Here is a 24,613-nt window from a genome sequence, read left to right on the forward strand (position 1 = left end):
GGCCAGATGCTTTGATGACGCCTGCCGCGTCATTGCGGCATTGGACAAATTGTCCAATGCCTTCATCGCCGCGGTACGGTTAGCACTGGGGGGAACAACCGACAGGTCATACATTGAGCCGTCTTCGTACCCTTTTCCTGCTGCCCCTGCTGGCATCGCTCGGCTCCTGCAGCATGGTCGTCCTGAACCCTGCCGGCGACGTCGCCGAGCAGCAGCGCGACCTGCTGATGGTGTCCACGGCACTGATGCTGATCGTCATCATACCGGTGATGGCTCTCACCATATTCTTTGCCTGGCGATACCGCCAGTCCAACCGCGAGGCGCGTTACGAGCCGGATTGGGACCACTCGACCCATCTCGAACTCGTCATTTGGGCTGTGCCGCTTCTGATCATCATCTGCCTGGGCGCAGTGACCTGGATGGGCACCCACCTGCTCGACCCCTATCGTCCGATCGGACGTGTAGCGGCCGGCAAGCCGCTGCCGCCGGACGTGCGCCCGCTTGAGGTCGAAGTCGTCGCGCTCGACTGGAAATGGCTGTTCATTTATCCGGAATACGGCGTCGCCGTGGTCAACGAACTGGCTGCGCCGGTCGACCGGCCGATCAGCTTTCGCATCACCTCCGCATCGGTGATGAACTCCTTCTACATTCCAGCACTGGCCGGCCAGATCTATGCGATGCCGGGTATGGAAACCAGGCTGCACGCCGTCATCAACAAGTCCGGCGACTATGAAGGGTTCTCTGCCAATTACAGCGGCGCCGGCTTCTCGGGAATGCGCTTCGCGTTCCACGGCCTCGACGATGCCGGTTTCCAGGCATGGATCGCGAAGGCAAAGGACAGCGGCGGCAAGCTCGACCGAAACGGCTATCTGGAGCTCGAACAGCCCAGCGAGAACCAACCCGTGCGCCACTATGCGGCGGTGGATAGCGATCTCTACAAGGCGATCCTCAATATGTGCGTCGAGCCCGGCAAGATGTGCATGAGCGAGATGTCGCAGATCGATGCCAAGGGCGGTCTGGGAATGGCCGGCATCCGCAACACGCTTCCGCTGCTGTATGACAAGTTCGCCCGGCGCGGCACGATATTCGGCCCTGCCCCATCCTATGTCGCCAGCATATGCACGACCGAAGAAGCACTGGCCGCTTCGAAGGCTGATCAATCCGCCACGCCGATGACCTCGACGCCGATAGTCGGCGCTGGTCTGCAACGGCCACTGCCCCTGTCGATCCGACTGCCGTCACCTTCCGCAACCGGCACGCTTCGGTCGCCCTTCAACTCCTGAGGCGCCACGCAAGACATGTTCGACAATCCTGCTCTTCTCAAGGCGATCTTCGGCCGGCTTACGCTCGAGTCGCTGCCGCTGCACGAGCCCATCGTGGTCGCGACCTTCATAGTCGTCGCGCTGGGCGGCATCGCCCTCGTCGGCGCGCTGACCTATTTCAAGCTCTGGGGCTATCTGTGGCGCGAATGGTTCACCAGCGTCGACCACAAGCGCATCGGTGTGATGTACATGGTGCTCGGCATCGTCATGCTGCTGCGCGGCTTCAGCGACGCCATCATGATGCGGCTCCAGCAGGCGATGGCCTTCGGCGGTTCGGAAGGCTATCTCAATTCGCATCATTATGACCAGATCTTCACCGCGCACGGCGTCATCATGATCTTCTTCGTGGCGATGCCGCTGGTGACGGGCCTGATGAATTTCGTCGTCCCGCTGCAGATCGGCGCGCGCGACGTGTCGTTTCCGTTCCTCAACAATTTCAGCTTCTGGATGACGGTCGGCGGCGCGGTCATCGTCATGATGTCGCTGTTCGTCGGCGAATTCGCGCGCACCGGCTGGCTCGCCTACCCGCCGCTGTCGGGTATCGGCTACAGTCCCGATGTCGGTGTCGATTATTATATCTGGGCGCTGCAAGTGGCGGGCGTCGGCACGCTGCTGTCGGGCGTGAACCTGGTCTGCACCATCGTCAAGATGCGCGCGCCTGGCATGACCATGATGAGAATGCCGATCTTCACCTGGACCGCGCTCTGCACAAATGTGCTCATCGTCGCCGCCTTCCCGGTGCTGACGGCGGTGCTGGCCCTGCTGGCTCTCGACCGCTATGTCGGCACCAACTTCTTCACGAACGACTTCGGCGGCAATCCGATGATGTACGTGAACCTGATCTGGATCTGGGGCCACCCCGAGGTCTACATCCTGATCCTGCCGGCCTTCGGCATATTTTCCGAAGTGACCTCGGCCTTCTGCGGCAAGCGGCTCTTTGGCTACACCTCGATGGTCTACGCCACCATCGTCATCACCATCCTGTCCTATCTCGTCTGGCTGCATCACTTTTTCACCATGGGGTCGGGAGCGAGCGTCAACTCGTTCTTCGGCATCACCACGATGATCATTTCGATCCCGACAGGCGCCAAGATATTCAACTGGCTGTTCACCATGTACCGCGGCCGCATCCGCTTCGAACTGCCGATGATGTGGACAGTCGCCTTCATGCTGACCTTCACTGTCGGCGGCATGACCGGCGTGCTGCTCGCGGTTCCGCCGGCCGACTTCGTGCTCCACAACAGCCTGTTCCTGGTCGCGCATTTCCACAACGTCATCATCGGCGGCGTGCTGTTCGGCCTGTTTGCCGGTATCAGCTACTGGTTCCCCAAGGCATTCGGCTTCCGGCTCGATCCGTTCTGGGGAAAGATGTCCTTCTGGTTCTGGGTGGTCGGCTTCTGGTTCGCCTTCATGCCGCTGTACATCCTCGGCCTGATGGGCGTAACGCGCCGGCTACGCACCTTCGAGGATCCCTCGCTGCAGATCTGGTTCATCATCGCCGCTTTTGGCGCCTTCCTGATCCTGCTTGGTATCCTGTCCTTCCTCATCCAGATCTTCGTCAGCGTGCGCCGGCGCGAGCAGCTTCGCGACGACACCGGTGATCCGTGGGACGGGCGTACACTCGAATGGGCAACCTCGTCGCCGCCCCCGGCCTACAATTTCGCCTTTACGCCGGTCGTCCACGATCTCGACACCTGGGCGGACATGAAGAATCGCGGTTACCAGCGTCCGTTGACGGGCTTCCACGACATCCACATGCCGCGCAACACCGGAGCCGGCGTCATTCTGGCTGGGTTGAGCGTGGTGCTTGCCGTGGCGCTCATCTGGTACATCTGGTGGCTGGCGATCGTGAGCTTCGTTGCTCTGATCGGCTACGCCATCGCGCATACCTTCAATTACGACCGGGACTTCCACATTCCGTCCAGCGACGTCACCCGCGTCGAGGACGAGCGGACACGCCTGCTCGCAGCCACCAGCCAGGCGGGATGAGCACCATGGCACACGCCGACACCGTGATCGACGACACGATCTTCCACCTGGAAGACGACCACGGCCATGCCGAGAGCGGCAGCAGCACCATGCTCGGCTTCTGGATCTACCTGATGAGCGACTGCCTCATCTTTGCGATGCTGTTTGCAGTCTACGGCGTGCTCGGTGGCAACTACGCCGCCGGGCCCGCGCCGAAGGACCTGTTCGATCTTCCGCTGGTCGCGCTCAACACCACCATGCTGCTCCTGTCCTCCATCACCTACGGCTTCGCGATGCTGGAGATGGCGAAAGGGCGAGTGAGGCCGATGCAGGTGTGGCTGGTGATCACCGGCCTGTTCGGCCTCGCCTTTCTCGGCATCGAACTCTACGAATTCGCCCATTTCATCCACGAGGGGGCGACGCCGCAGCGCAGCGGCTTTCTTTCGTCGTTCTTCACGCTGGTCGGAACACATGGCCTGCACGTCACCTTCGGCCTGGTCTGGCTGGTGGTGCTGATGGTGCAGGTCTCCAGGCATGGGCTGATCGCCGCGAACCAGCGGCGCCTGATGTGCCTGAGCATGTTCTGGCACTTCCTCGACGTCATCTGGATCGGCGTCTTCACCTTCGTTTATCTGATGGGAATGTTGCGATGAGCGCCGGGCACCAAACAGACACCAGCAACCACAGCCACGCGCATCACGGCGTCAATCACGGCTCGCTGGCCGGCTATCTGACAGGCTTCGGCCTGTCCGTCGTGCTGACCGCCGTTCCCTTCTGGCTGGTCATGACCAACGCGCTCGGCAATCAGATGGCGTCGGCGATTGCCATCATGGCCTTCGCCGTCGTGCAAATCATCGTCCACATGGTGTTCTTCCTGCATATGAACACCAGGTCGGAGAGCGGCTGGACCATGATGGCGCTGATCTTCACCCTCATCCTGGTGATGATCGCGCTGACGGGCTCGCTCTGGGTCATGTACCATCTGAACGTCAACATGATGCCCGGCCATGACATGAGTCAGATACCCTGAGAGCGGGACCTGACTTTGGACGAACAGGCGCGGACGACACCGCATCCGACTACAGCCGACGGCCAAAGGGTTACGCGTTCGAGATGGACGCTATTGATGCTTTGCCTTTGCGGAGCCATCGGCATCGCAGGGTTCTCGGCGCTCGGTATCTGGCAGCTGGAGCGCCGCGTCTGGAAGCTCGACCTGATCGAGCGTGTCGACCAGCGTCTCAAGGCAGTACCCGTGGCCGCCCCGGCGCCTTCGGCCTGGCCAGCGATCAACGCCAGGGATGACGAGTATCGCCGCCTCGTCGTCACGGGCCGGTTTCTCGGTGATCGCGAGACCCTGGTCCAGGCGGTCACCGATCTCGGCGGTGGCTTCTGGGTAATGGCGCCGTTCCGAGCGGATGATGGCTTCACGATTCTGGTGAACAGGGGCTTCGTGCCGACGGACAAGCGCGATCCGGCAACCCGCCTCGCAGGCAAGCCCTCGGGCGATCACACCGGAATTCACGGCCTGTTGCGCATCAGCGAACCGAAAGGCGGCTTCCTGCGCACCAACGATCCGGCTGCCAACCGCTGGTATTCGCGCGATGTACAGGCGATCGCCGCCAAGCAAGGCGTCGGGCAGGTCGCTCCTTATTTCATCGATGCCGATGCCACGCCCAATCCGGGAGGGTGGCCGGTCGGCGGCCTGACGGTCGTTTCGTTCCACAACAACCATCTGGTCTATGCCCTGACATGGTTCGGACTGGCCTTGATGGTGCTGGGCGCGGTCGCCTGTCTGTTGCGGCAGGCTGTGAAAGACAGGCCCGGCGGGGGCTGACCGCTGGCCGAGGCAAAGCCGAAATTACACACGGAAGCGCTCATGCCGGCGCAGAGGATGGCGTGATCGCTCTGCTCGTGCCGGCTGGTCATTTCCGACGCGCATCAATGGGTTTCCCCTCAACCCTTATCCATGAGCGCGCAGGGCAGGCTTCCCAGCCGTCTCGGGCTGGAGCACCTAGCTAAAACCGCTGGCGAAACGCGACCGATTTGCGTATCACTCCGCCGCCATTGGAGCCCTATCGATGTTTGAGACCCTGCAGCCCGCCCCCGCCGACAAGATCCTCGCCCTGATCGGCCTTTATCGCGCCGACCCGCGTCCCGACAAAGTCGACCTCGGCGTCGGCGTCTACAAGGATCGCGACGGCAAGACGCCGGTTATGCGCGCCGTGCGCGAGGCGGAAAAGCGCCTGCTGCAGGCCCAGGACACCAAGACCTATCTCGGCCTTGCCGGCGATACCGGCTTCAACACGGTGATGGCCAAGCTCGCCTTCGGTCCGGGCGCCGACATGACGCGCATCCGCGCCGCACAGGCGCCTGGCGGCTCCGGCGCGCTGCGGCTGGTGGCGGAATTGCTGAAGCGGACGCGTTCGGACGCAACCATCTGGCTGTCGGACCCGACCTGGCCGAACCACATGCCGGTGATGCGCGCCGCCGGCCTGCAGATCCGTGAATACCCGTATTTCGACGCCGCGTCGGGTGCTGTTCGCTTCGACGACATGCTGGCGGCCCTGCGGACCGCAAAGAGCGGCGACGTCGTGCTGCTGCATGGCTGCTGCCACAACCCAACCGGCGCCAATCTGGATGCGGCACAGTGGGCAGCCGTTACCGATCTGGTCGTCGAGCGCGCGCTGCTGCCGTTCGTCGACATCGCTTATCAGGGCTTTGGCGATGGCCTTGAGGCCGACGCCCTCGGCTTGCGCCTGCTGGCGGCGAAAGTTCCGGAAATGGTCGTCGCGTCGAGCTGCTCGAAGAATTTCGCCGTCTACCGCGACCGCGTCGGCGCAGCAATGATCCTGGCCAAGGACGGCGCACAGGCAGATGTGGCGATGAGCCAGATGCTGTCGGCGGCGCGCGCCATGTATTCGATGCCGCCGGACCACGGGGCAGCAGCCGTACGCATCGTGCTGGAGGACGCCGCCTTGCGTGCAGACTGGGAAGCCGAGCTTGAAGAGATGCGGCTGCGCATGCTGAGACTCCGTGTCCAGTTCGCCGAAGCCCTGCGCCGGCAATCCAATTCCGACCGCTTCGATTTCGTCGCCAGCCATCGCGGCATGTTCTCCCGCCTTGGCCTCACCGAAGCGCAAGTCGAACGGCTGCGCGCCGAGCACGGCGTCTACATGGTCGGCGACAGCCGCATCAATGTCGCCGGCCTGCCCGAAGACGGCATGGACGAGCTCGCCAAGGCGATCGTTTCTGTGCTCGACTGACGTGGCTCGCCTGTGGACAAGGCACTCTCGCCGGCTGACAGCGTTGGCCGCGCGGCCGGCCGCGCGATAGCATCAGCCCTATGACGCCATCGAAAGACATTTCGCGCCTGATCGAGATCATGGCGGCGCTGCGGGCGCCGAAGACCGGCTGTCCCTGGGATATCGAACAGGATTTCTCGACCATCGCGCCCTACACGATCGAAGAGGCCTATGAGGTCGCGGATGCCATCGCGCGCGGCGACCTCGACGATCTGCGCGACGAACTCGGCGATCTGCTGCTGCAGGTCGTCTACCACGCGCAAATGGCCGAGGAGGCCGGCGAGTTTGCCTTCCCCGATGTGGTGCAAGCCATCACGACGAAAATGATCCGACGCCATCCGCATGTCTTCGGCGACGAAAAGGCCCGCAGCGCCGGCATGGCCAAGGGCATGTGGGAAAAGATCAAGGCAGAAGAGAAGGCAGAGAAACGAAGCGCCCGCCTCGCGCGCGGTCTCGATCCCGAAGACAATGGCAAGGGGTTTCTGGACAGCGTGCCGGTCGCCCTGCCCGCGCTGACCCGGGCGCTGAAACTTCAGGAGAAGGCCGCCCGCGTCGGCTTCGACTGGAGCGAGGCAGCGCCCATCCTCGACAAGATCGAGGAAGAGATCGGCGAATTGCGCGAGGCGCTGGCCAAGGGCGACACCGCCTCGATCAAGGACGAGTTCGGCGACATGCTGTTTGCCGTCGTCAATCTCGGTCGCCACCTCAAGCTCGATTCGGAAGCAGCGCTGAGCGGCACCAACGAGAAATTCCGCTCACGTTTCCATTATGTCGAGCAGGCTTTGGAGAAAGGCGGCAACACGCTGGACAAGGCTGATCTGGCCGAGATGGAAGCGCTCTGGCAGGAAGCAAAGACTGCGAAGTAGTCTCTCTTTTCGGGCAACTCCCGACGGAAAGCCGCTATACACTTTTCCTGGAACTGCTCCGGATTATCCGTTGTTTTTACGACGCAATCTGCTTTCGATCTCTTCGCGCGCGCTTTGCGTGGCCTTCAGCGAGATGGTGGCGCTGCCGTCGTCATTGTCGCTTCGCGAAACCACATCGCCATTGCGGTAAAGCCAGTCGACAAGGCCGAACTGTGCCGGCTCGATCGTCACGGTGAGGTCTTCGAGTTCGCCCGCCATGCGCGTTTCGATGATCGCCTTCAGCGCATCGATGCCCTCGCCGGTCACCGCCGACACCGCAATCGGCGGCGCCTTGTTGGCATCGGCGCCGTCTGCAAGCAGTCGGGTCCGGTTGCCTTCGTCGAGCCGGTCGATCTTGTTCCACACTTCGATCACCCGCTTGGCATCACCAGCGTCAACGCCAAGATCTGCAAGGATACGCTCGACATCCTCGGCCTGGGCGGCCGTGTCCGGATCGGAAATGTCGCGCAGATGAAGCACGAGATCGGCTTCGACCACCTCTTCCAGGGTGGCGCGGAAAGCCGCGATCAGATGTGTCGGCAGGTCCGAAATGAAGCCGACCGTGTCGGAGAGGATGATCGGCGTGCCATGTGGCAGGCGCACGCGGCGCAGCGTCGGGTCGAGCGTGGCGAACAGCATGTCCTGTGCCAGCACATCCGCCCCGGTCAGCCGGTTGAACAGCGTCGACTTCCCGGCATTGGTGTAGCCGACGATCGCCACCACCGGGAACGGCACCTTCCTGCGCTTGGCGCGGTGCAGGTCGCGCGTGCGCCGCACCGTTTCCAGCTCTTGCTTCAGCTTGATGATCTTTTCCTGCAACTGCCGCCGGTCGGATTCGATCTGTGTTTCGCCGGGGCCCCCAAGGAATCCGGCGCCGCCGCGCTGACGCTCCAAATGGGTCCAGCTACGCACGAGGCGGCCCTTCTGGTAGTTGAGATGGGCGAGCTCGACCTGCAGCGTGCCTTCCTTGGTGCGCGCGCGCTCGCCAAAGATTTCGAGGATCAGCCCGGTGCGGTCCAGCACCTTGGCGTTCAGCTCTTTCTCGAGATTGCGCTGCTGCACCGGGGTCAGCGGATGGTCGACGACGACCACTTCCGCATGTCCCTCTTTGACGATTTCCGCGAACTCGGCGACCTTGCCGCTGCCGACCAGCGTCGCCGGGCGCGGATCGTTGACGGTCACCACCGCGGTGTGAATCAGATCAAGGTTGATGGCGCGGGCAAGGCCAACGGCCTCGTCGTGACGCGCATCAGCCGAACGCATCAGCCGCGGGCGGTTGGTCTCGTCGTCGTTGCGCTGGTGGCGGGTAAGGACGGGCACAATGACCACGGCCCGGGTCGGGCCCTTGGCCTCAGTCCCGGGGTGATGCGCTGGTTTCCCGCGAACGGTGGCGTCCGCGTCTTTCTCACGTGCCAATCAGGCGCCCTGGCTTTCCTCGCCATCGAACATCTGAACCGGCTGGCTCGGCATGATCGTGGAAATGGCGTGCTTGTAGACGAGCTGGGAGTGACCATCGCGGCGCAGCAGGACACAGAAATTGTCGAACGAAGTGACCACGCCGGTCAGCTTCACGCCGTTGATGAGGAAGATGGTGAGCGGGTTCTTGCTCTTGCGAACTGAATTCAGGAACAGGTCCTGAAGGTTTTGCGATCGTTCCGCCATTGTTCTTGTCTTTCGCCGATCCCCTTCGGTTTGCAAGCCAATGCGCCAAATTAACGGGCGCATGTCAAGCTCGCAAACACCGTCTTGTCGTCAGTAACGACAAGCAGAACGAGATATATTGATGTTCATTCCACCTGTGCGGTTATCAGGCTGGACTTTTTTCCGCAATGTCAAAAAAGGCTTGCCGCAACGAAAGTGTTATTGAGCCGGGGTGCCCATTGGCGACCGTGTCGCCATCGATGGTCACCACCGGCATGGCGATCGTCGTTGCGGAACTGATGAACGCCTCGCGTGCCGTCTTGGCCTCGGCGACGGAAAAGCCGCGCTCCTCGATCTTCAGGCCAAGCTTGGCGGCCACTTCGAACATGGTCGTGCGGGTGATGCCGCGCAGGATGCCATGCTCGGCCGGCCTGGTGACCAGAACGCCGTCCCTGGTGACGATCCAGGCGTTGGACGAGCCGCCTTCCTTGACGTTACCTTCGGTGTCGACGAACCAGGCTTCCTGCGCACCGGCTTCCTTTGCCTTCTGCTTGGCCAAGACATTGGGCAGCAGCCCGACAGTCTTGATGTCGACCCTGTCCCAGCGGTTCTCCGGCACGGTAATGACCGCGATGCCTGTCTCGGCTCGCTTTGCACCAGCGGCAGGATCGGCCTTCCTGGCGGTTACCACCAGCGAAGGCTTGGTGTCGGCGGAAGGGAAGACGAAGTCGCGGCTGGCCACGCCGCGCGTCACCTGCACGTAGACCAGGCCATTGGCGACGTGGTTGCGATTGACCACCTCACGCAGAATGAGCGGCAGCACGTGAGAGGTGACCGGCCAGGCGATCGACAATTCGGTCAGCGAACGGTTCAGCCGGGCCAGGTGGCGCGGCATGTCGACGATGAAGCCACGCGCCACTTCGCAGACCTCATAGACACCGTCGGCGAACTGATAGCCGCGATCCTCGATATGCACGGCAGCGTCGGCGTGCGTGACATAGCGCCCGTTGACATAGGCAATGCGCGGCATTGGCGACCCCTCAGAAATTCTCGGGCTTTCTTATGCGATTCCACCGCGGGCGTAACCGGCAAATGGTTGGACCACGCGCGGCTGGTCGGACGTCGCGCTTAGACGCCCAGGGACTTCAGCTTGCGATGCAGAGCGGAGCGCTCCATGCCGATGAACTCGGCGGTCTTCGAGATGTTGCCGCCGAACCGGTTGATCTGGGCGATCAGGTAATCCTTCTCGAACTGCTCACGCGCTTCGCGGAGCGGCAGCGCCATGATGTGTTGGTCGGATTGATTCGGGGTGCGCGGCATGACATCGCCGATCTCGGCCGGCAACAGATCAGCGGTGATCGGCGCATCGACGTCGTCGCCGCGCGCCAGGATCATCAGGCGCTCGACATTATTGCGCAGCTGGCGAACGTTGCCCGGCCAGTTGTGAGCCTGCAGAACGGCCAGCGCGTCGTCGCCGATGCGGCGCGGCTTGATGCCGGCCTGGCGGGCGATCTGCTTCATGAAGTTGTCGACGAGGTAGGGAATATCCTCTCGCCGCTCGGCCAGTCCCGGGACGATGACCGGAACCACCGCCAGGCGATGGTAAAGATCCTCGCGGAAACGACCGTCGGCAATCATCGCTTCGAGGTTCTGCGAGGTCGAGGAGATGATGCGGACATCGACCTTGACCCGCTTGGTTCCCCCTACCCGCTCGAACTGTTGTTCGACCAGCACGCGCAGGATCTTGTTCTGCGTCTCGCGCGGCATGTCGGCCACCTCGTCGATGTAGAGGATGCCGCGATGGGCCTCCTCGAGCGCGCCGACCTTGCGCTCGACGCCATTCGATTCGGTGCCGAACAGTTCGATCTCCATACGCTCGGGCGTGATGTTGGCGGCGCTCAGCGTCACGAAAGGCGCGCCCTTGCGCGCCGACAGCGTGTGGATGGCGCGCGCGGCCAGTTCCTTGCCCGAGCCAGACGGGCCGATGATCATCACGCGGCTGTTGGTCGGCGCGACGCGTTCGATGGTCTGACGCAACTGGCTCATCGCCGACGACATGCCGATCAGATCGAAGGTTTCACCGCTGCGCAGCTTGAGGTCGGAAACCTCGCGCCGCAATTTCGAGGTCTCGAGCGCACGTTCGGCAATAAGGATCAGCCTGTCGGCCTTGAACGGTTTTTCGATGAAGTCATAGGCGCCGCGACGGATGGCGGAGACCGCCGTTTCGATGTTGCCGTGGCCGGAAATCATCACCACCGGCAAGGTCGGATGCATCGTCTTGATCTCGTCGAGCAGCGCCAGCCCGTCGAGACGCGAGCCCTGCAGCCAGATGTCGAGGAAAATCAGCCGCGGCGCGCGATCAGCTATAGCAGCGAGCGCACTGTCGGCATCGAATGCGGTGCGGGTTTCGTGACCTTCGTCGCTCAGTATGCCCGCGACGAGTTCACGGATGTCTTCCTCGTCATCGACGATGAGAATATCAGACGCCATTACCGACCTTTTCAGTTTCTCTTTCGTTTTCCGCCCTGCTTTCGCCGCGCGGAGCCGTTGCGGCCGCAGGCGGCAGGATGATGCTGATCATCGCGCCGCGCCCATCGTGGAAGTCCGCTGGAGCATCGTGTAGTTCCAGCCTGCCACCATGGTCCTCCACGATCTTCTTGACGATAGCGAGGCCAAGCCCGGTGCCCTTCTCGCGTGTGGTCATGTAGGGCTCGAGCAGCCGTTGGCGATTCTCGCGCGGCAGGCCTTTGCCATTGTCGATGACGTCGATTCGAATCGCACCATTCTGGCGCCCGGCCTGAATCCGGATTATGCCGTGCGAACCGTCCTTCTGTTCCAATCCGTCGATTGCCTCGGCGGCGTTCTTGATCACATTGCCGAAAGCCTGCGCCATCAGCCGGCTGTCGAACGTGCCCTTCAGCGGCTCGCTGCCGAAGATCCGCTCGAAAGTGATGTCGGCGCGGCTGACCTCGACCAGGAACGAGGCCTCGCGCAGCGATTCGCGCAGATCTATGGCCTTCATCTCGGGCTTCGGCATGCGCGCGAACGCCGAGAATTCGTCGACCATACGGCCGATATCCTCAACCTGACGAATGATGGTGTCGGTGCACTGGTCGAAAACCTCGCGGTCCTCGGTAATCACCTTGCCATAGCGGCGCTTGATGCGTTCGGCCGAGAGCTGGATCGGCGTCAGCGGGTTCTTGATCTCGTGGGCGATACGCCGCGCCACATCCGCCCAAGCCGACGAGCGCTGCGCCTGGACCAGGTCGGTGATGTCGTCAACCGTCACGACATAGGACTTTTCCTCCGAGCCGTCATCGCCGGCCTCGATGGTGATCTGAACGTTGAAGGTCCGCTCGGCGCCGGCGCGGTAGAAGGTCACCTGCTCGCGATAGACGGGTTTGCCGGACTTGCGGCCGATTTCGAAGACGCGGCCGACATGCGGCAGCACGGCGGAAAGGTTCTGCCCAAGGGCTGCGCTGGCGGATATGGCCAGCATCGCCTCGGCCGAGCGGTTGACGATGGTGACGATGCCGTAGGGATCGACGCCGATGACGCCGGCGGTAACGCCGGCAAGCACAGCTTCCGAGAAGCGGCGCCGTTCGTCGATCAGGTCCTTGGCCGACAGGATCTCGTTGCGCTGCGATTTCAGTTCGAGAAGCATCTTGTTGAACGTATCGCCGAGCGAGGCGACATCGCCATCCGAAGGCCTGACCGGAACCGCTACGTCGAGATTGCCGGTCGCCACTTCGTCGGCGGCGCCGATGAGCTGGCGAATGGGCCGCACCAGACGGTCGGCGACCGCAATGCCGGTCCAGATCGCGGACAGGATGATGATCAGCGTCAGCGAAAGATAGGGCAGCGCGAACGCCACCTGCGAGGTGCGGCGGTTGTCTTCCAGCCCCCGATATTCGTCGGTGTTGGACCTGACGATCTGCCGCGCCTTGATGACCTCGGGATCGACGAGGCGAATGGTATAGAGATAGAGCCCTTCGATCTCGCGCAGCTTGACGATGGCGCCCATGATGTTGCGCGTTTTCGGTTCGATCAGCACCGGTTTGCCGTCGGCAGCGCTGGCCACGGCGCCTTCCGGCGGCTCAGGCATGGCAAAATCCGTGTCGGTCTTGGCGCTCATGACGAAAGAGCCGTCAGGTTTGATCAGCGCCGCATGGGCCAGCGAACGGCCCACGGCTTCCTTGTTCATCAGGTCGAGAAAGCCGGTACGATCAAGGCCGTAGAGTGTGCGCGACGCATCGAGATCATAGGCCATGGACAGTGTCGTACCCTGCAGGTTGCGGGCATTTTCCTGAACATAGGCGTCGGCGATCGACAGCGACGAATTGACGATCGTCTTGGTGCGGATCTCGAACCAGCGGTCGAGGCCGATGTCGAGCGTGATCGACGCGATGATGGCCACCATGATGGCCGGAATGGCGGCAACCAGGGCGAACATGGCGACAATGCGCACATGCAGCCGCGAAGCGGCCTTGCCATGCCGGCGCGCCATCAGGATGCGGTGCACCTCACGCCCGACCAGCGCGATAAGAATCAGGACGAAAGCCGCGTTGAGGGCAATCAACGCCAGCGTCGTCGACTCGTTCGGTGTGATCGGCGTGGCGCCAACGAGAATGGTGAACGAGATCGCCGCCGTCATCAGCGCGCCGACGACCGCGATCACGCCTGGCAGCGCAAGCAGCCGGCGCCCGTCACGAGCGCCGGGTTCGCTGAAAAGCGGTTGGTTTGTTGTCGGTGCCTGCGGGGCCATGTCGCCGTCTAGTGCCATGATTGCGTCGGATGTATGCAACGCATTGTGGCGATTATGCAACAAGTGTGACCGAGACGGAAATCTTTCGCGAGCCGATCCCCTGAAAAGAGCGCGGCTCAGATCAAGGCTCAGCCCTGGCGCGACGATTTGTAGACGTTGACGCCGAGTTCGCGAATCTTCTTGCGCAGCGTGTTGCGGTTCAAGCCAAGCAGTTCCGCGGCCTTGATCTGGTTGCCGCGGGTTGCCGTCATCGAGGCCAGGACGAGTGGAAACTCGACCTCGGACAGGATGCGTTGATAAAGCCCGGCAGGTGGCAAATCGCCGGCAAACGAGGCGAAATAGCGTTGCAGGAAGTGCTCGACCGCCTGGCCGATCGACAAATCGTCGGGAATGAGGTTGCCGCCACCCGGCACCACGGGACGTTCGCCGGTCTTGAGCTCGGCCTCAATGACCTCGGCGGAAATCTCGTCCTGCGAATAGAGCGCGGCGAGCCTGCGAACCAGGTTTTCCAGTTCGCGCACATTGCCCGGCCACGGATAGCGCTTCATCAACTCGATGCCGCCGGAAGAAATGCGCTTGGTCTGCAGGCCTTCCATTTCGCCGAGCTTGAAGAAGTGACGGACAAGGTCGGGCACATCCTCGGAGCGCTCACGCAGCGCGGGCAGCCGGAGCGGCACCACGTTGAGGCGATAGAACAGATCCTCGCGAAAAAGCCCCTGGTTGATCAGGGTGCGCAGATCTTTGTTGGTGGCGGCGACGATGCGCACGTCGGTCTTGATCGGCGTGCGTCCGCCAACCGTCGTGTATTCGCCCTGTTGGAGCACGCGCAGCAGCCGCGTCTGCGCTTCCATCGGCATGTCGCCGATTTCATCGAGGAACAGCGTGCCGCCTTCAGCCTGCTCGAAGCGCCCGGTCGAGCGGTTCTGCGCGCCGGTGAAGGCGCCCTTCTCGTGACCGAACAGTTCCGATTCGATCAGGTCGCGCGGGATCGCCGCCATGTTGATGGCGACGAAGGGGCCGCCGCGGCGGCGGCCATATTCATGCAGCGCGCGCGCCACCAGTTCCTTGCCGGTGCCGGATTCGCCCGAGATCATCACCGTCAGGTCGGTCTGCATCATGCGCGCCAGCATGCGGTAGATGTCCTGCATGGCGGCTGAACGGCCGACCAGCGGCATTGCATCGGGCTGCTCTTCCGGCCGCGCATCGATCTTCGGCCGTCGCGGCTCGGAAAGCGCCCGGTTGACGATGTTGAGCAGTTCGGTCAGGTCGAACGGCTTGGGCAGATACTCATAGGCGCCGGTTTCAGACGCGCGGATCGCCGTCATGAAGGTGTTCTGGGCGCTCATGACGATGACCGGCAGTTCCGGCCTCGCCTTCTTGATGCGCGGCAGCATGTCGAAGGCGTTTTCGTCCGGCATCACCACATCGGTGATGACAAGATCGCCCTCGCCCGCCGCCACCCAGCGCCACAAAGTCGAAGCATTGGAGGTGACGCGCACCTCGTGGCCGACGCGCGAAAGCGCCTGGTTGAGGACAGTGCGGATCGCCGCATCGTCGTCGGCGACGAGAATATTGCCGCGAACGGTCATTTGCGGTCTCCTTCACCGTCTTCATCGGCGCCGTATGGCGCTTCTTTCCAGGCCGGCATCAGGATGCGGAATGTGGTCCCGCGCGGCGTCGATTCGCATTCGATGATGCCGCCATGTTCGCCGACGATTTTGGCGACCAGCGCCAGCCCCAGCCCCGAGCCGTTCGGCTTGGTGGTGATGAACGGGTCGAACAGGATCGGCAGGATGTCTTCCGAGACGCCGGAGCCATTGTCACGCACGCAAAATTCCAGCGGCAGCGACACGCGGTCCTGCGTGCCCGGAACGGAAACACGGATGCCTGGCCGGAAGGCGGTCGACAGCACGATCTCGCCCTGCGGGTCACTGCCGATCGCCTCGGCGGCGTTCTTGACCAGGTTGAGGAACACCTGGATCAACTGGTCGCGGTTGGCAAACACCGGAGGCAACGAAGGATCATAGTCCTCCAATATCTTGATTCTCTTGGCAAAACCGTTCTTGGCAATGGCCTTCACATGGTCGAGCACGACATGGATGTTGACGGGGTAGCGGTCGATCGGCCGCTCGTCGGAAAACACCTCCATGCGATCGACCAGCGACACGATGCGGTCGGTCTCGTCGGTGATCAGCCGCGTCAGCGCACGGTCTTCGTCGGAAGCCGACAGTTCCAGCAACTGGGCAGCGCCGCGGATGCCGGAGAGCGGGTTCTTGATCTCATGGGCAAGCATCGCGGCCAGGCCGGTGACCGAGCGCGCTGCGCCGCGATGCGTCATCTGCCGGTCGATCTTGTCGGCCATCGACCGTTCCTGGAACATAACCACCACCGAGCCCGGAAATTCCGGTACCGGCGCCACATAGAGATCGACGACCTTCTCGATGCCGAGACGCGGCGACGACACGTCGACGCGATACTCGTTGACCGGTGCCAGGCGCTCGCGCACCTGGTCGACCAGCGTCAGCAGCGGGCTGCCGAAGGGAATGAGTTTTGACAGCGTGTTGCGGGCGAGCATGGTCGCGCTTGAACGAAAGAAGTCCTCCGCGTCGGCGTTGGCAAAGGTGATGAAGCCTTCCTCGCTGATCATGATCACCGGGCGGCGGATGGTGTTGAGCACGATCTGGGCGGCATCCGCCATTTCAGCGCCTTGGCCGGCGGCGGCGTTCATGCGGCACTCCGCAGGGTCAAAGGTTGCGGATCGCGCGAAAACACATCGCGCAGCAAGGCAATGACGCGCGCGGGCTCGAATGCGGTCAGTACGGCCTTTCGGCTGTCGTCGGCGACGCCGCCTGCATGCCGATCAAGATACCAGCCGAGATGCTTGCGCGCCTGGCGCAGGCCGCTTTCGGCGCCGTAGAGCGCCAGCATGTCCTCATAATGGGCCACGATGTAATCGGCGAGCGCCGTCGGGTTCTGTGGAATATTTGGCGTCGCTTCGCCTGTCGCTGCGGCCGCAATGCCACCTGCGATCCAGGGCGCGCCATAATGGGCACGGCCGATCATCACGGCGTCGGCACCCGATTGATCGAGAATGTCGGCCGCTTCCGCCGGCGAAGAGACGTCACCATTGGCGACGACCGGGATGGACACGGCTTCCTTGACGCGGGCGATGGCGCGCCAGTCGGCCTTGCCCTGATAGAACTGGCAGCGCGTTCGGCCGTGCACGGTCACCATGCTGACACCGGCCTGCTCGGCGCGCCGCGCCAGCATCGGCGCGTTGAGCGCGCCTTCGTCCCAGCCAAGCCGCATCTTGACCGTCACTGGCACCTCGACCGCGCCGACAACGGCGTGGATCAGCGACAGTGCGTGGTCGAGATCCAGCATCAATGCCGAACCAGCGTAGCCGCCAGTGACCTTCTTGGCCGGGCATCCCATGTTGATGTCGATAATGTCGGCGCCCTCGCCGGCGGCGATTCTGGCACCTTCGGCCATGTGCACCGCCTCGCGGCCTGCAAGCTGAACCATATGGACGGGCAGGCCGGAGTGGCGTATGCGCAGGTTGAAACCGGCCCTGCCCTTGGCGAGCTCGCCGCTGGCAACCATTTCGGACACGACCAGGCCCGCTCCATGCGCGTGGGCACGCTGCCGGAACGGCTCGTCCGTAATGCCCGACATCGGCGCGAGGAACACGCGATTGCGGAGTTTCACGCCGCCGACGTTAAGCGGCGCGGCCAATTTGGTCAAATTAACCATGCACAAAAACCAAGCATCTTCATTCGTTGCACATTCTCTAGCCATATCGGCCGCAATGTGCAACGCGGAATGACGCCACATTAAGGCGCAATTGGGAAAATGCTGGCCTTCGGGATCGGGTGTGGCCAAAGCGCCGCGCGCCCCGTGGGACGCGCAAAGGACGCTTTGGGATTCATATTTGACGCACGATCTTTGCCGAAAACCGATTACACTTTTCGGGATCGTGCGCTAAGCCAATCTGCAAATGACTGACGCAAGTGAAAATCACGTTTCGAGTGCGGATGGCAAGGTCGCGGTGGTAATCGTCGCGGCCGGCCGTGGCGCGCGCGCCGGACAGGCCAACGGACCGAAGCAATATCAACACATTGGCGGCTTTGCCGTTATCGCACACACGCTGGACATTTTTCTGGCCCACCCGCGGACCAGCGAGATCGTCGTCGCCATTCATGCCGACGACCATGAACTGTTCCGGCAGGCGGCGGGCACCAACGCCGAGCGCGTTAGCGCCGTTATCGGCGGGGCGACCAGGCAGGAATCCGTCCGGCTCGGCCTGCTTGCCCTTAGAGACCACGCGCCGGGGCAGGTTCTGATCCACGATGCCGTGCGTCCGTTTGTCGATGCGGACCTGATAGATCGCACCATCGCCGCCATCGGCGAGCGCGAGGGCGCATTGCCCGCTTTGCCCGTCGCCGACACGCTGAAGCGCGAGTCGGCCTCCGGCGTGGTTGGCGAAACCGTTTCGCGCAGCGGTCTTCACGCGGCGCAAACGCCGCAGGGCTTTCCGTTCTGGCCCATCCTTGCCGCGCACGAGAAAGCCCATCATCTGGGAAAAATGGATTTTACCGACGATGCCGCGATCGCCGAATGGGCGCATATTCCGGTCAAGATCGTTCCGGGCTCGCCGGATAATGTCAAACTCACCTGGGCACGGGATATTGCGATGGCGGACCAGCGGCTTTCCGGCGAGCGTGTGCGCTTTCCCGACATCCGAACCGGCAATGGCTACGACGTTCATGCTTTCGAGCCCGGCGACAATGTCACACTGTGTGGCGTCGCCATTGCACACGACAAGAAACTGTCCGGCCATTCCGACGCCGATGTCGGTCTGCATGCTCTGACCGATGCGTTGCTGGCGACCTGCGGCGCCGGCGACATCGGCACGCATTTTCCGCCGTCCGACCCGCAATGGAAAGGCGCTGCGTCGCGGATCTTCGTCGAGCATGCGGCAAGGCTGGTGCGCGAGCGCGGCGGCCGCATCGCCAATGCCGATATCACGTTGATCTGCGAAGCGCCGCGCGTCGGCCCGCACCGCGAGGCGATGACGGCAGCCCTGTCGCAGATGCTGGCAATTTCCGCGGATCGCATCTCGATCAAGGCGACAACCAACGAGAAGCTCGGCTTCGTCGGGCGCGAGGAAGGCATTGCGGCGATCGCCACTGCCAGCGTGGTGTTTCCCGGCGAGGTGCCGGAATGACCAACAGCGACCTGGCAAATGCCTTGCTGCAAGCCTGCCAGAAGCGCGGCATGATGCTGGCAACGGCGGAAAGCTGCACCGGCGGCATGATCATCGCGGCACTCACCGACATCGCCGGCTCGTCCGCCGTGGTCGATCGCGGCTTCATCACCTATTCCAACGAAGCCAAGATGGACATGCTCGGCGTTTCCGCCGCCACGCTCGATGCGCATGGCGCGGTTTCGCGCGAGACTGCGATCGAAATGGCGACAGGCGCGCTTACCCGTTCGCGCGCCGGGCTGACCCTGGCGGTTACCGGGATCGCCGGGCCTGGCGGCGGTTCCGCGGAAAAACCGGTCGGCCTGGTCTGGTTCGGGGTTGCGCTGGACGGACGACCGATTGTCGCCGAGCACCAACTCTTTGCAGACAAAGGCCGCGATTTCATCCGTCGCGAAACGGTCCGGCAAGCGCTGGAACTGGGCCTGCGAGCACTCGGATAGAATTATAAAACGTTGGGCGGGCGGACCCGAAAGCCGGATTTGCGGCTACGTTTTCGATTCCGGGCTGCTTTGCCCCAAGTGTGGCTCCGTCCCAGCCAGCAGCCGCTGAATGTTGGCACGATGGCGCATAACCACGTAGATGCTGCCCGCAATCACCAACAACCGATAGGCCAACGGTTGCTCCAGGCCACAGATGAGGGCGATCGCGGTCAACGCCGCTACCATCGAACTCAGGGAAACTATCCGAGACGTAGCCAGCACAGCACCAAAAGCCGCCGCAGCCCCCACACCTACCGGCCAAGACAGAGCCAGCAACACGCCAAGCCCCGTCGCAGCGGATTTGCCACCTGTAAAATTCAACCAGATCGAACGGCCATGTCCCAACAACACGGCAATTCCGGCCAGGCAAACAGCCCAAGGCACCCAGGCTTGCAGGTCAAGCGGGGTCGATGGCGTAACCAACGGCAACGTGATGAACCAGGGATAGAACCAGCGGGCAAAGACGATCGCCGCAGCACCTTTCAGCACATCCACCAGCAACACCACCAACGCCGGCCATTTTCCCAAGACCCGCAAGACGTTCGTTGCCCCGGTGGATTTGGAGCCATGCTCCCGGATATCGATGCCCTTGAGCAGCTTCCCCGCCAGATAACCCGTGGGCATGGAACCGAAGAGATAGGCGATCGCCAGTCCAACGGTGCTCGCTATCCAGAAAAGCATGCGCAAGCCTCAAGACGGTTTTGTACCGTAGATGACGTCGGCGCGCTTCTCAAAGGCTTCGGCGAACATGCGGAAGGCACGATCGAACATGGTTCCCATGACCGCGCCCAGAATGCGGCTCTTGAACTCGTAGTCGATGAAGAAGCGGACGGCGCAACCGGCGCCGTCGGGTTCGAAACGCCAGACATTGCTCAAATATTTGAACGGCCCGTCGATGTACTTCACGTCGATGGTGTTCTCGTCGGGCTTCAGCAGTACCTGCGTCGTGAAGGTTTCGCGGATCGCCTTGTAGCCGATGCTCATGTCGGCAAGGAGAACGGTACGCCCGTCACGCTCCTTGCGCGAGCGAACCGTCAGCGCTTCGCAAAGCGGCAGGAATTGCGGATAGGATTCAACATCGGCGACCAAAGCGAACATCTGCTCGGGTGTATGGGATACGCGTCGGGTGGCTTCGAATTTTGGCATGAAACCGGCTGATTAAGCTGATTTCTTGAGAATCGCTTCCCGTGCCGCACGCAGCTTGGCGAAATCGTCGCCGGCGTGATGCGATGAACGCGTCAGCGGGCTGGACGCCACCAGCAGGAAACCCTTGGTCCGGCCGATCGTCTCAAAGGATTTGAACTCCTCCGGCGTAACAAAGCGGATCACCGGGTGGTGCTTCTTCGACGGCTGCAGATACTGGCCTATGGTCATGAAGTCGACATTGGCCGAACGCAGATCGTCCATCAACTGCAGGATTTCATTCCGTTCTTCGCCCAGCCCCACCATGATGCCGGACTTGGTGAAGATCGACGGATCAAGCTCCTTGACCCGCTGCAACAGCCGGATCGAATGGAAATAGCGGGCGCCCGGACGAACCGTCAGATAGTTCGACGGAACGGTTTCGAGATTGTGGTTGAAGACGTCGGGTTTGGCCGCCACGACGATCTCCAGCGCGCCGTCCTTGCGCAGGAAGTCGGGCGTCAGGATTTCGATCGTCGTCAGCGGCGTCGCCGCCCGGATGGCGCGGATGACCTCGGCGAAATGCTGCGCACCGCCATCGGCGAGATCGTCGCGGTCGACCGAGGTGATGACGACATGGGTAAGGCCCATCTGCTTGACCGCATGCGCGACGCGGGCCGGTTCATCCGGGTCAAGAGCGGTTGGAATGCCCGTGGCGACGTTGCAGAAAGCGCAGGCGCGGGTGCAGATCTCGCCCATGATCATGAAGGTGGCGTGCTTCTTTTCCCAGCACTCGCCGATGTTGGGGCAGCCGGCCTCTTCGCAGACCGTCACCAGCTTGTGCGACTTCACGATTTCGCGCGTTTCGGCATAGCCCTTCGACATCGGCGCCTTGACGCGTATCCAGTCGGGCTTGCGCAGGACATCCTGATCAGGCTTGTGCGCCTTTTCGGGATGCCGCAGGCGCGGTGCGTTGGCGATCGTATCGAGGACAGTGACCATCGGGAAACCTGGTTCATTGGCGAGCGCCAGTCAGGCGTTCGTTGTGATAACGTCATCTAGGACTTTTCGGCGCAAAGAAAAAGGCCGCTGCGGCGCATGCCGCAACAGCCTTTTTCGCATGGCAGCTCTTCAGTGATGTCAGCGGCGCACCAGGCGTCCTGCCCAGATCAGCAGGCAGGCGCCGATAAAGCCGGTGATCAGATAGGCAATCCAGCCGACGCCGAACGGGCCAAAATTGAGAGCCTGCAGAATGGCGTTCAGCACGATCGCGCCGACGATGCCCATAACGATGTTCATAAGGATACCGGTGTTGCTCTTCATGAACATTTCGGCGAACCAGCCTGCCAGGCCGCCGATGATGATGGCTGCTATCCAGCCGACGCCATTCAGGTGCATATGCCTTCTCCTTGTGTGATGGATGAAAGTGCATCCGCAAACGATGTTCCTTGCCGCCGGGTTCCATCTGTAGCAGCGCTTTCAATCTATCACGCGTTGAGCGCGCGGCCATAGGCGTCGAGCACGCTTTCCTTCATCATCTCCGACAGCGTCGGGTGCGGGAAGATGGTGTGCATCAGCTCTTCCTCGGTCGTCTCCAGGTTCATCGCCACGACGAAGCCCTGGATCAGTTCGGTCACTTCGGCGCCGACCATGTGGGCGCCGAGCAATTGACCGGTCTTCTTGTCGAAGATGGTCTTGATGAAGCCCTGATCCTCACCGAGCGCGATCGCCTTGCCATTGGCGGCGAACTGGAAGCGCCCGACCCGGATATCCCAGCCCTCGGCCTTGGCCTTGGCTTCGGTCAGGCCAACCGAGGCGACCTGCGGATTGCAGTAGGTGCAGCCCGGAATCTTCAGCTTGTCGGTGGCATGTACGCCAGGAAAATCAGCGATCTTCTCGATGCACACGACACCCTCATGTTCGGCCTTGTGGGCGAGCATCGGCGGGCCGGCGACATCGCCAATGGCGTAGATGCCCGGCACATTGGTCTTGCCGTAACCATCGATGACGACGCAGCCGCGTTCGGTCTTCACGCCAAGCGCCTCAAGCCCGAGGCCCTCGATGTTGCCCTGCACGCCGACGGCCGAGATCATGCGGTCGGCGGTGATCTTCTCGACCTTGCCGTCCTTCATCTCGACATGCGCCGTGACCGAGTTCGTGCCCTTCTCGACCTTGGTCACCTTGGCTTCGAGGATGATCTTCATGCCTTGCTTCTCGAACTGCTTTTGCGCGAACTTCGAGACTTCGGCGTCCTCGACCGGCATCACCGCCGGCAGCAATTCGACCACCGTCACCTCGGCGCCCATGGTGCGGTAGAAGGAGGCGAATTCGATGCCGATGGCGCCCGACCCCATGACGAGCAACGACTTCGGCATCTCCTTCGGCACCATGGCCTCGAAATAGGTCCAGATCAGCTTTCCGTCCGGCTCGATGCCGGGCAGCGCGCGTGGCCGGGCGCCGGTCGCCAGGATGATGTGCTTGGCGGTATAGGTGCCCTCGCCCTTGACGCCTTTCGGCACCGGCGGCTGTGGCTCCATCGGCTTCTTGGCCGTCTTGGACACGACGATCTCGCCCGCCTTCGAAAGCTTGGCCTCGCCCCAGATGACGTCGACCTTGTTCTTCTTCATCAGGAAGGCAACGCCGCCATTGAGCCGCAGCGACACCTTGCGCGAGCGGTCAACGACGGCCGATGTGTCCACGCTGACCTTGCCGTCGAGCTTCAGCCCGTAATCCTTCAGGTGATCCGAATAGTGCATGATCTCGGCCGAGCGCAGCAGCGCCTTAGTCGGGATGCAGCCCCAGTTAAGGCAAATGCCGCCGAGATGCTCGCGCTCGACGATCGCCGTCTTGAAGCCGAGCTGCGCGGAACGCACCGCGGTGACATAGCCGCCGGGACCGGAGCCGATGATGATGACGTCATAGTTCTCAGCCACGGGTTTTCTCCTTCACAATTCCAGCATGACGCGCACGACTGGTGTCAGCGCCTCGCCGATGTTTCGCGTATTTTCGGCGTCAAGATGAACACCGTCGAGAGGTGTGGTTTGCGCCACGCTGCCGGCGTCGAAGAAGCCGCAGCCGGCCTCATCGGCGAGCGCGGCATATTGCGGTGCCAAAAACTTCGAGGCGTCGTCGCCGCCGGCAAACATTTCCTTGAATTCGGCATTTTCGGTGCGACTGACGACAGGCGGCGAAACGATGAGGATCTGCGGCGCCGGCCAGTCGAACGGATAGTCGTGACCGCGCACGATGTCGATCAGCCGCTGGATACCCTGCTTGGCCGCGACGGGATTGCCGTGGATCCACGGCTTCATGTCGTTGGCGCCGAGCATGATGACAATCAGGTCGATCGGCGCATGCGTCGTCAGCACCGTTGGCAGCAGCCTGGCGCCGTTGCGATCAGCACCGGCCAGGTGGTCGTCGAAGGCGGTGGTACGGCCATTGAGGCCTTCGGCGATAACTTCGACGCCACTGCCAAGGCCGGCCTGCAGCACGCTTGGCCAGCGGTCTTCCAGCGCATGGCGGCCACCTTCGGCATTGTAGCCCCAGGTCAGCGAGTCGCCGTAACAAAGAACCGTCTTCATGCACCCACCTGCGCGTCGATCAACCCACGCTTCACCCGCCATCCATGGGTTGTGACCGCCCGTTTCCGAGCAGCCAGTCCGGTGGCGAATCCGGAAATGACGAAAATGAAGAGGCTGGGGAAGACTATCCGCACCGCCCCCTCGCTTCCCTAGACCAGCATGCCCATCGGGTTTTCGATCAGGCGCTTGAAGGCGACCAGCAGTTCGGCACCCAGCGCACCGTCCACGGCGCGGTGGTCGGTCGACAGCGTCACCGACATCA

General features: G+C 62.4%; 24 protein-coding genes. 9 read left to right on the forward strand and 15 right to left on the reverse strand.

The annotated features are described in order from the left end of the window. Nucleotides 1-113: 113 nt before the first annotated feature. The 7 genes from cyoA (at nt 114) to mazG (ending at nt 7,458) form a co-directional block, all read left to right on the forward strand. On the forward strand, nt 114-1,283 hold the full coding sequence (gene cyoA, locus AC0L2D_RS18980) for a ubiquinol oxidase subunit II (protein WP_027163479.1): 1,170 nt from the start codon (nt 114-116) through the stop codon (nt 1,281-1,283). Between the two features lie 15 nt (nt 1,284-1,298). Then, nucleotides 1,299-3,311: a cytochrome o ubiquinol oxidase subunit I gene (gene cyoB / locus AC0L2D_RS18985; protein WP_024505201.1), complete on the forward strand. Its 2,013-nt coding sequence runs from the start codon at nt 1,299-1,301 to the stop codon at nt 3,309-3,311. Between the two features lie 5 nt (nt 3,312-3,316). Continuing rightward, nucleotides 3,317-3,943, forward strand: a complete 627-nt coding sequence (gene cyoC / locus AC0L2D_RS18990; protein WP_013531504.1) for a cytochrome o ubiquinol oxidase subunit III — start codon at nt 3,317-3,319, stop codon at nt 3,941-3,943. Further along, nucleotides 3,940-4,320: a cytochrome o ubiquinol oxidase subunit IV gene (gene cyoD / locus AC0L2D_RS18995; RefSeq protein WP_013531503.1), complete on the forward strand. Its 381-nt coding sequence runs from the start codon at nt 3,940-3,942 to the stop codon at nt 4,318-4,320. The genes cyoC and cyoD overlap by 4 nt, the downstream gene beginning before the upstream one ends. Nucleotides 4,321-4,416: 96 nt before the next feature. Beyond that, entirely contained in the window at nt 4,417-5,124 is a 708-nt protein-coding gene (locus AC0L2D_RS19000; protein ID WP_032809458.1) for an SURF1 family protein, read from the forward strand. Nucleotides 5,125-5,368: 244 nt separating this feature from the next. Beyond that, the gene (locus AC0L2D_RS19005; RefSeq protein WP_024505198.1) at nt 5,369-6,553 is read left to right on the forward strand and encodes an amino acid aminotransferase; all 1,185 of its coding nucleotides are present in this window, start codon (nt 5,369-5,371) and stop codon (nt 6,551-6,553) included. Nucleotides 6,554-6,633: 80 nt separating this feature from the next. Continuing rightward, on the forward strand, nt 6,634-7,458 hold the full coding sequence (gene mazG, locus AC0L2D_RS19010) for a nucleoside triphosphate pyrophosphohydrolase (protein WP_027163477.1): 825 nt from the start codon (nt 6,634-6,636) through the stop codon (nt 7,456-7,458). A gap of 63 nt (nt 7,459-7,521) precedes the next feature. Here the strand turns inward: mazG and hflX are convergent, their stop codons facing one another. The 8 genes from hflX to dusB all read right to left on the reverse strand — a co-directional run bounded on the left by hflX (nt 7,522) and on the right by dusB (nt 17,656). Continuing rightward, nucleotides 7,522-8,913: a GTPase HflX gene (gene hflX, locus AC0L2D_RS19015; RefSeq protein WP_473541912.1), complete on the reverse strand. Its 1,392-nt coding sequence runs from the start codon at nt 8,911-8,913 to the stop codon at nt 7,522-7,524. Continuing rightward, nucleotides 8,914-9,159 carry an RNA chaperone Hfq gene (gene hfq, locus AC0L2D_RS19020; RefSeq protein WP_006202172.1) on the reverse strand — a complete coding sequence of 82 codons (246 nt, stop codon included), beginning with the start codon at nt 9,157-9,159 and terminating at the stop codon, nt 8,914-8,916. A gap of 145 nt (nt 9,160-9,304) precedes the next feature. Further along, nucleotides 9,305-10,168 carry a D-amino-acid transaminase gene (locus AC0L2D_RS19025; protein ID WP_027163475.1) on the reverse strand — a complete coding sequence of 288 codons (864 nt, stop codon included), beginning with the start codon at nt 10,166-10,168 and terminating at the stop codon, nt 9,305-9,307. A 98-nt stretch (nt 10,169-10,266) separates the two neighbouring features. Continuing rightward, on the reverse strand, nt 10,267-11,628 hold the full coding sequence (ntrX, locus tag AC0L2D_RS19030) for a nitrogen assimilation response regulator NtrX (protein ID WP_013531496.1): 1,362 nt from the start codon (nt 11,626-11,628) through the stop codon (nt 10,267-10,269). After that, nucleotides 11,618-13,903, reverse strand: coding sequence for a sensor histidine kinase NtrY-like (locus AC0L2D_RS19035; protein WP_224620970.1), 2,286 nt, complete (start codon nt 13,901-13,903; stop codon nt 11,618-11,620). The genes ntrX and AC0L2D_RS19035 overlap by 11 nt, the downstream gene beginning before the upstream one ends. 128 nt (nt 13,904-14,031) lie before the next feature. After that, nucleotides 14,032-15,492: a nitrogen regulation protein NR(I) gene (gene ntrC / locus AC0L2D_RS19040; protein WP_013531494.1), complete on the reverse strand. Its 1,461-nt coding sequence runs from the start codon at nt 15,490-15,492 to the stop codon at nt 14,032-14,034. Next, complete coding sequence (locus AC0L2D_RS19045) at nt 15,489-16,631, reverse strand: two-component system sensor histidine kinase NtrB (RefSeq protein WP_013531493.1); 1,143 nt, start codon at nt 16,629-16,631, stop codon at nt 15,489-15,491. The genes ntrC and AC0L2D_RS19045 overlap by 4 nt, the downstream gene beginning before the upstream one ends. Then, nucleotides 16,628-17,656, reverse strand: a complete 1,029-nt coding sequence (dusB, locus tag AC0L2D_RS19050) for a tRNA dihydrouridine synthase DusB (protein WP_473541915.1) — start codon at nt 17,654-17,656, stop codon at nt 16,628-16,630. Before dusB ends, AC0L2D_RS19045 begins: the two co-directional genes overlap by 4 nt. Nucleotides 17,657-17,900: 244 nt before the next feature. Here dusB and AC0L2D_RS19055 point away from each other — a divergent pair, with 244 nt between their 5' ends. Together AC0L2D_RS19055 and AC0L2D_RS19060 are read left to right on the forward strand one after the other, a co-directional pair. Then, on the forward strand, nt 17,901-19,130 hold the full coding sequence (locus tag AC0L2D_RS19055) for a bifunctional 2-C-methyl-D-erythritol 4-phosphate cytidylyltransferase/2-C-methyl-D-erythritol 2,4-cyclodiphosphate synthase (protein ID WP_473541917.1): 1,230 nt from the start codon (nt 17,901-17,903) through the stop codon (nt 19,128-19,130). Then, complete coding sequence (locus AC0L2D_RS19060; protein ID WP_473541919.1) at nt 19,127-19,609, forward strand: CinA family protein; 483 nt, start codon at nt 19,127-19,129, stop codon at nt 19,607-19,609. The genes AC0L2D_RS19055 and AC0L2D_RS19060 overlap by 4 nt, the downstream gene beginning before the upstream one ends. A 45-nt stretch (nt 19,610-19,654) precedes the next feature. Here AC0L2D_RS19060 and plsY read toward each other — a convergent pair whose 3' ends face one another. From plsY to AC0L2D_RS19095, 7 genes are all read right to left on the reverse strand, one after another. Next, complete coding sequence (plsY, locus tag AC0L2D_RS19065; protein WP_013531489.1) at nt 19,655-20,329, reverse strand: glycerol-3-phosphate 1-O-acyltransferase PlsY; 675 nt, start codon at nt 20,327-20,329, stop codon at nt 19,655-19,657. A 9-nt stretch (nt 20,330-20,338) separates the two neighbouring features. Next, entirely contained in the window at nt 20,339-20,794 is a 456-nt protein-coding gene (locus AC0L2D_RS19070) for a type II toxin-antitoxin system RatA family toxin (RefSeq protein ID WP_013531488.1), read from the reverse strand. 12 nt (nt 20,795-20,806) lie between these two features. Further along, a complete protein-coding gene (gene lipA, locus AC0L2D_RS19075) occupies nt 20,807-21,772 on the reverse strand; it encodes a lipoyl synthase (protein ID WP_024505190.1) in 966 nt (321 codons plus the stop codon). Nucleotides 21,773-21,910: 138 nt separating this feature from the next. Continuing rightward, entirely contained in the window at nt 21,911-22,168 is a 258-nt protein-coding gene (locus AC0L2D_RS19080) for a GlsB/YeaQ/YmgE family stress response membrane protein (RefSeq protein ID WP_127370325.1), read from the reverse strand. Between the two features lie 89 nt (nt 22,169-22,257). After that, nucleotides 22,258-23,703 carry a dihydrolipoyl dehydrogenase gene (lpdA, locus tag AC0L2D_RS19085; RefSeq protein ID WP_013531485.1) on the reverse strand — a complete coding sequence of 482 codons (1,446 nt, stop codon included), beginning with the start codon at nt 23,701-23,703 and terminating at the stop codon, nt 22,258-22,260. Between the two features lie 12 nt (nt 23,704-23,715). Further along, nucleotides 23,716-24,351 (reverse strand): SGNH/GDSL hydrolase family protein, encoded by a 636-nt coding sequence (locus AC0L2D_RS19090; RefSeq protein WP_013531484.1) that lies wholly within the window; start codon nt 24,349-24,351, stop codon nt 23,716-23,718. Nucleotides 24,352-24,500: 149 nt separating this feature from the next. Continuing rightward, nucleotides 24,501-24,613 (reverse strand): 2-oxo acid dehydrogenase subunit E2 (locus tag AC0L2D_RS19095; protein ID WP_366212360.1); only part of this gene is annotated, 113 nt, incomplete at its 5' end.

It is taken from the genome of Mesorhizobium sp. WSM4833, from assembly GCF_055811095.1.

Coding starts and splice junctions, on each gene's coding strand:
- mazG (WP_027163477.1), top strand. CDS start 6,634: ATGACGCCATCGAAAGACATTTCGCGCCTGATCGAGATCATGGCGGCG.
- hfq (WP_006202172.1), bottom strand. CDS start 9,159: ATGGCGGAACGATCGCAAAACCTTCAGGACCTGTTCCTGAATTCAGTT.
- AC0L2D_RS19055 (WP_473541917.1), top strand. CDS start 17,901: ATGACTGACGCAAGTGAAAATCACGTTTCGAGTGCGGATGGCAAGGTC.
- AC0L2D_RS19035 (WP_224620970.1), bottom strand. CDS start 13,903: ATGGCCCCGCAGGCACCGACAACAAACCAACCGCTTTTCAGCGAACCC.
- plsY (WP_013531489.1), bottom strand. CDS start 20,329: ATGCTTTTCTGGATAGCGAGCACCGTTGGACTGGCGATCGCCTATCTC.
- ntrC (WP_013531494.1), bottom strand. CDS start 15,492: ATGACCGTTCGCGGCAATATTCTCGTCGCCGACGACGATGCGGCGATC.
- AC0L2D_RS19005 (WP_024505198.1), top strand. CDS start 5,369: ATGTTTGAGACCCTGCAGCCCGCCCCCGCCGACAAGATCCTCGCCCTG.
- AC0L2D_RS19060 (WP_473541919.1), top strand. CDS start 19,127: ATGACCAACAGCGACCTGGCAAATGCCTTGCTGCAAGCCTGCCAGAAG.
- AC0L2D_RS19090 (WP_013531484.1), bottom strand. CDS start 24,351: ATGAAGACGGTTCTTTGTTACGGCGACTCGCTGACCTGGGGCTACAAT.
- cyoC (WP_013531504.1), top strand. CDS start 3,317: ATGGCACACGCCGACACCGTGATCGACGACACGATCTTCCACCTGGAA.
- lipA (WP_024505190.1), bottom strand. CDS start 21,772: ATGGTCACTGTCCTCGATACGATCGCCAACGCACCGCGCCTGCGGCAT.
- AC0L2D_RS19025 (WP_027163475.1), bottom strand. CDS start 10,168: ATGCCGCGCATTGCCTATGTCAACGGGCGCTATGTCACGCACGCCGAC.
- AC0L2D_RS19000 (WP_032809458.1), top strand. CDS start 4,417: ATGCTTTGCCTTTGCGGAGCCATCGGCATCGCAGGGTTCTCGGCGCTC.
- cyoD (WP_013531503.1), top strand. CDS start 3,940: ATGAGCGCCGGGCACCAAACAGACACCAGCAACCACAGCCACGCGCAT.
- ntrX (WP_013531496.1), bottom strand. CDS start 11,628: ATGGCGTCTGATATTCTCATCGTCGATGACGAGGAAGACATCCGTGAA.
- AC0L2D_RS19045 (WP_013531493.1), bottom strand. CDS start 16,631: ATGAACGCCGCCGCCGGCCAAGGCGCTGAAATGGCGGATGCCGCCCAG.
- cyoB (WP_024505201.1), top strand. CDS start 1,299: ATGTTCGACAATCCTGCTCTTCTCAAGGCGATCTTCGGCCGGCTTACG.
- dusB (WP_473541915.1), bottom strand. CDS start 17,656: ATGGTTAATTTGACCAAATTGGCCGCGCCGCTTAACGTCGGCGGCGTG.
- AC0L2D_RS19070 (WP_013531488.1), bottom strand. CDS start 20,794: ATGCCAAAATTCGAAGCCACCCGACGCGTATCCCATACACCCGAGCAG.
- AC0L2D_RS19080 (WP_127370325.1), bottom strand. CDS start 22,168: ATGCACCTGAATGGCGTCGGCTGGATAGCAGCCATCATCATCGGCGGC.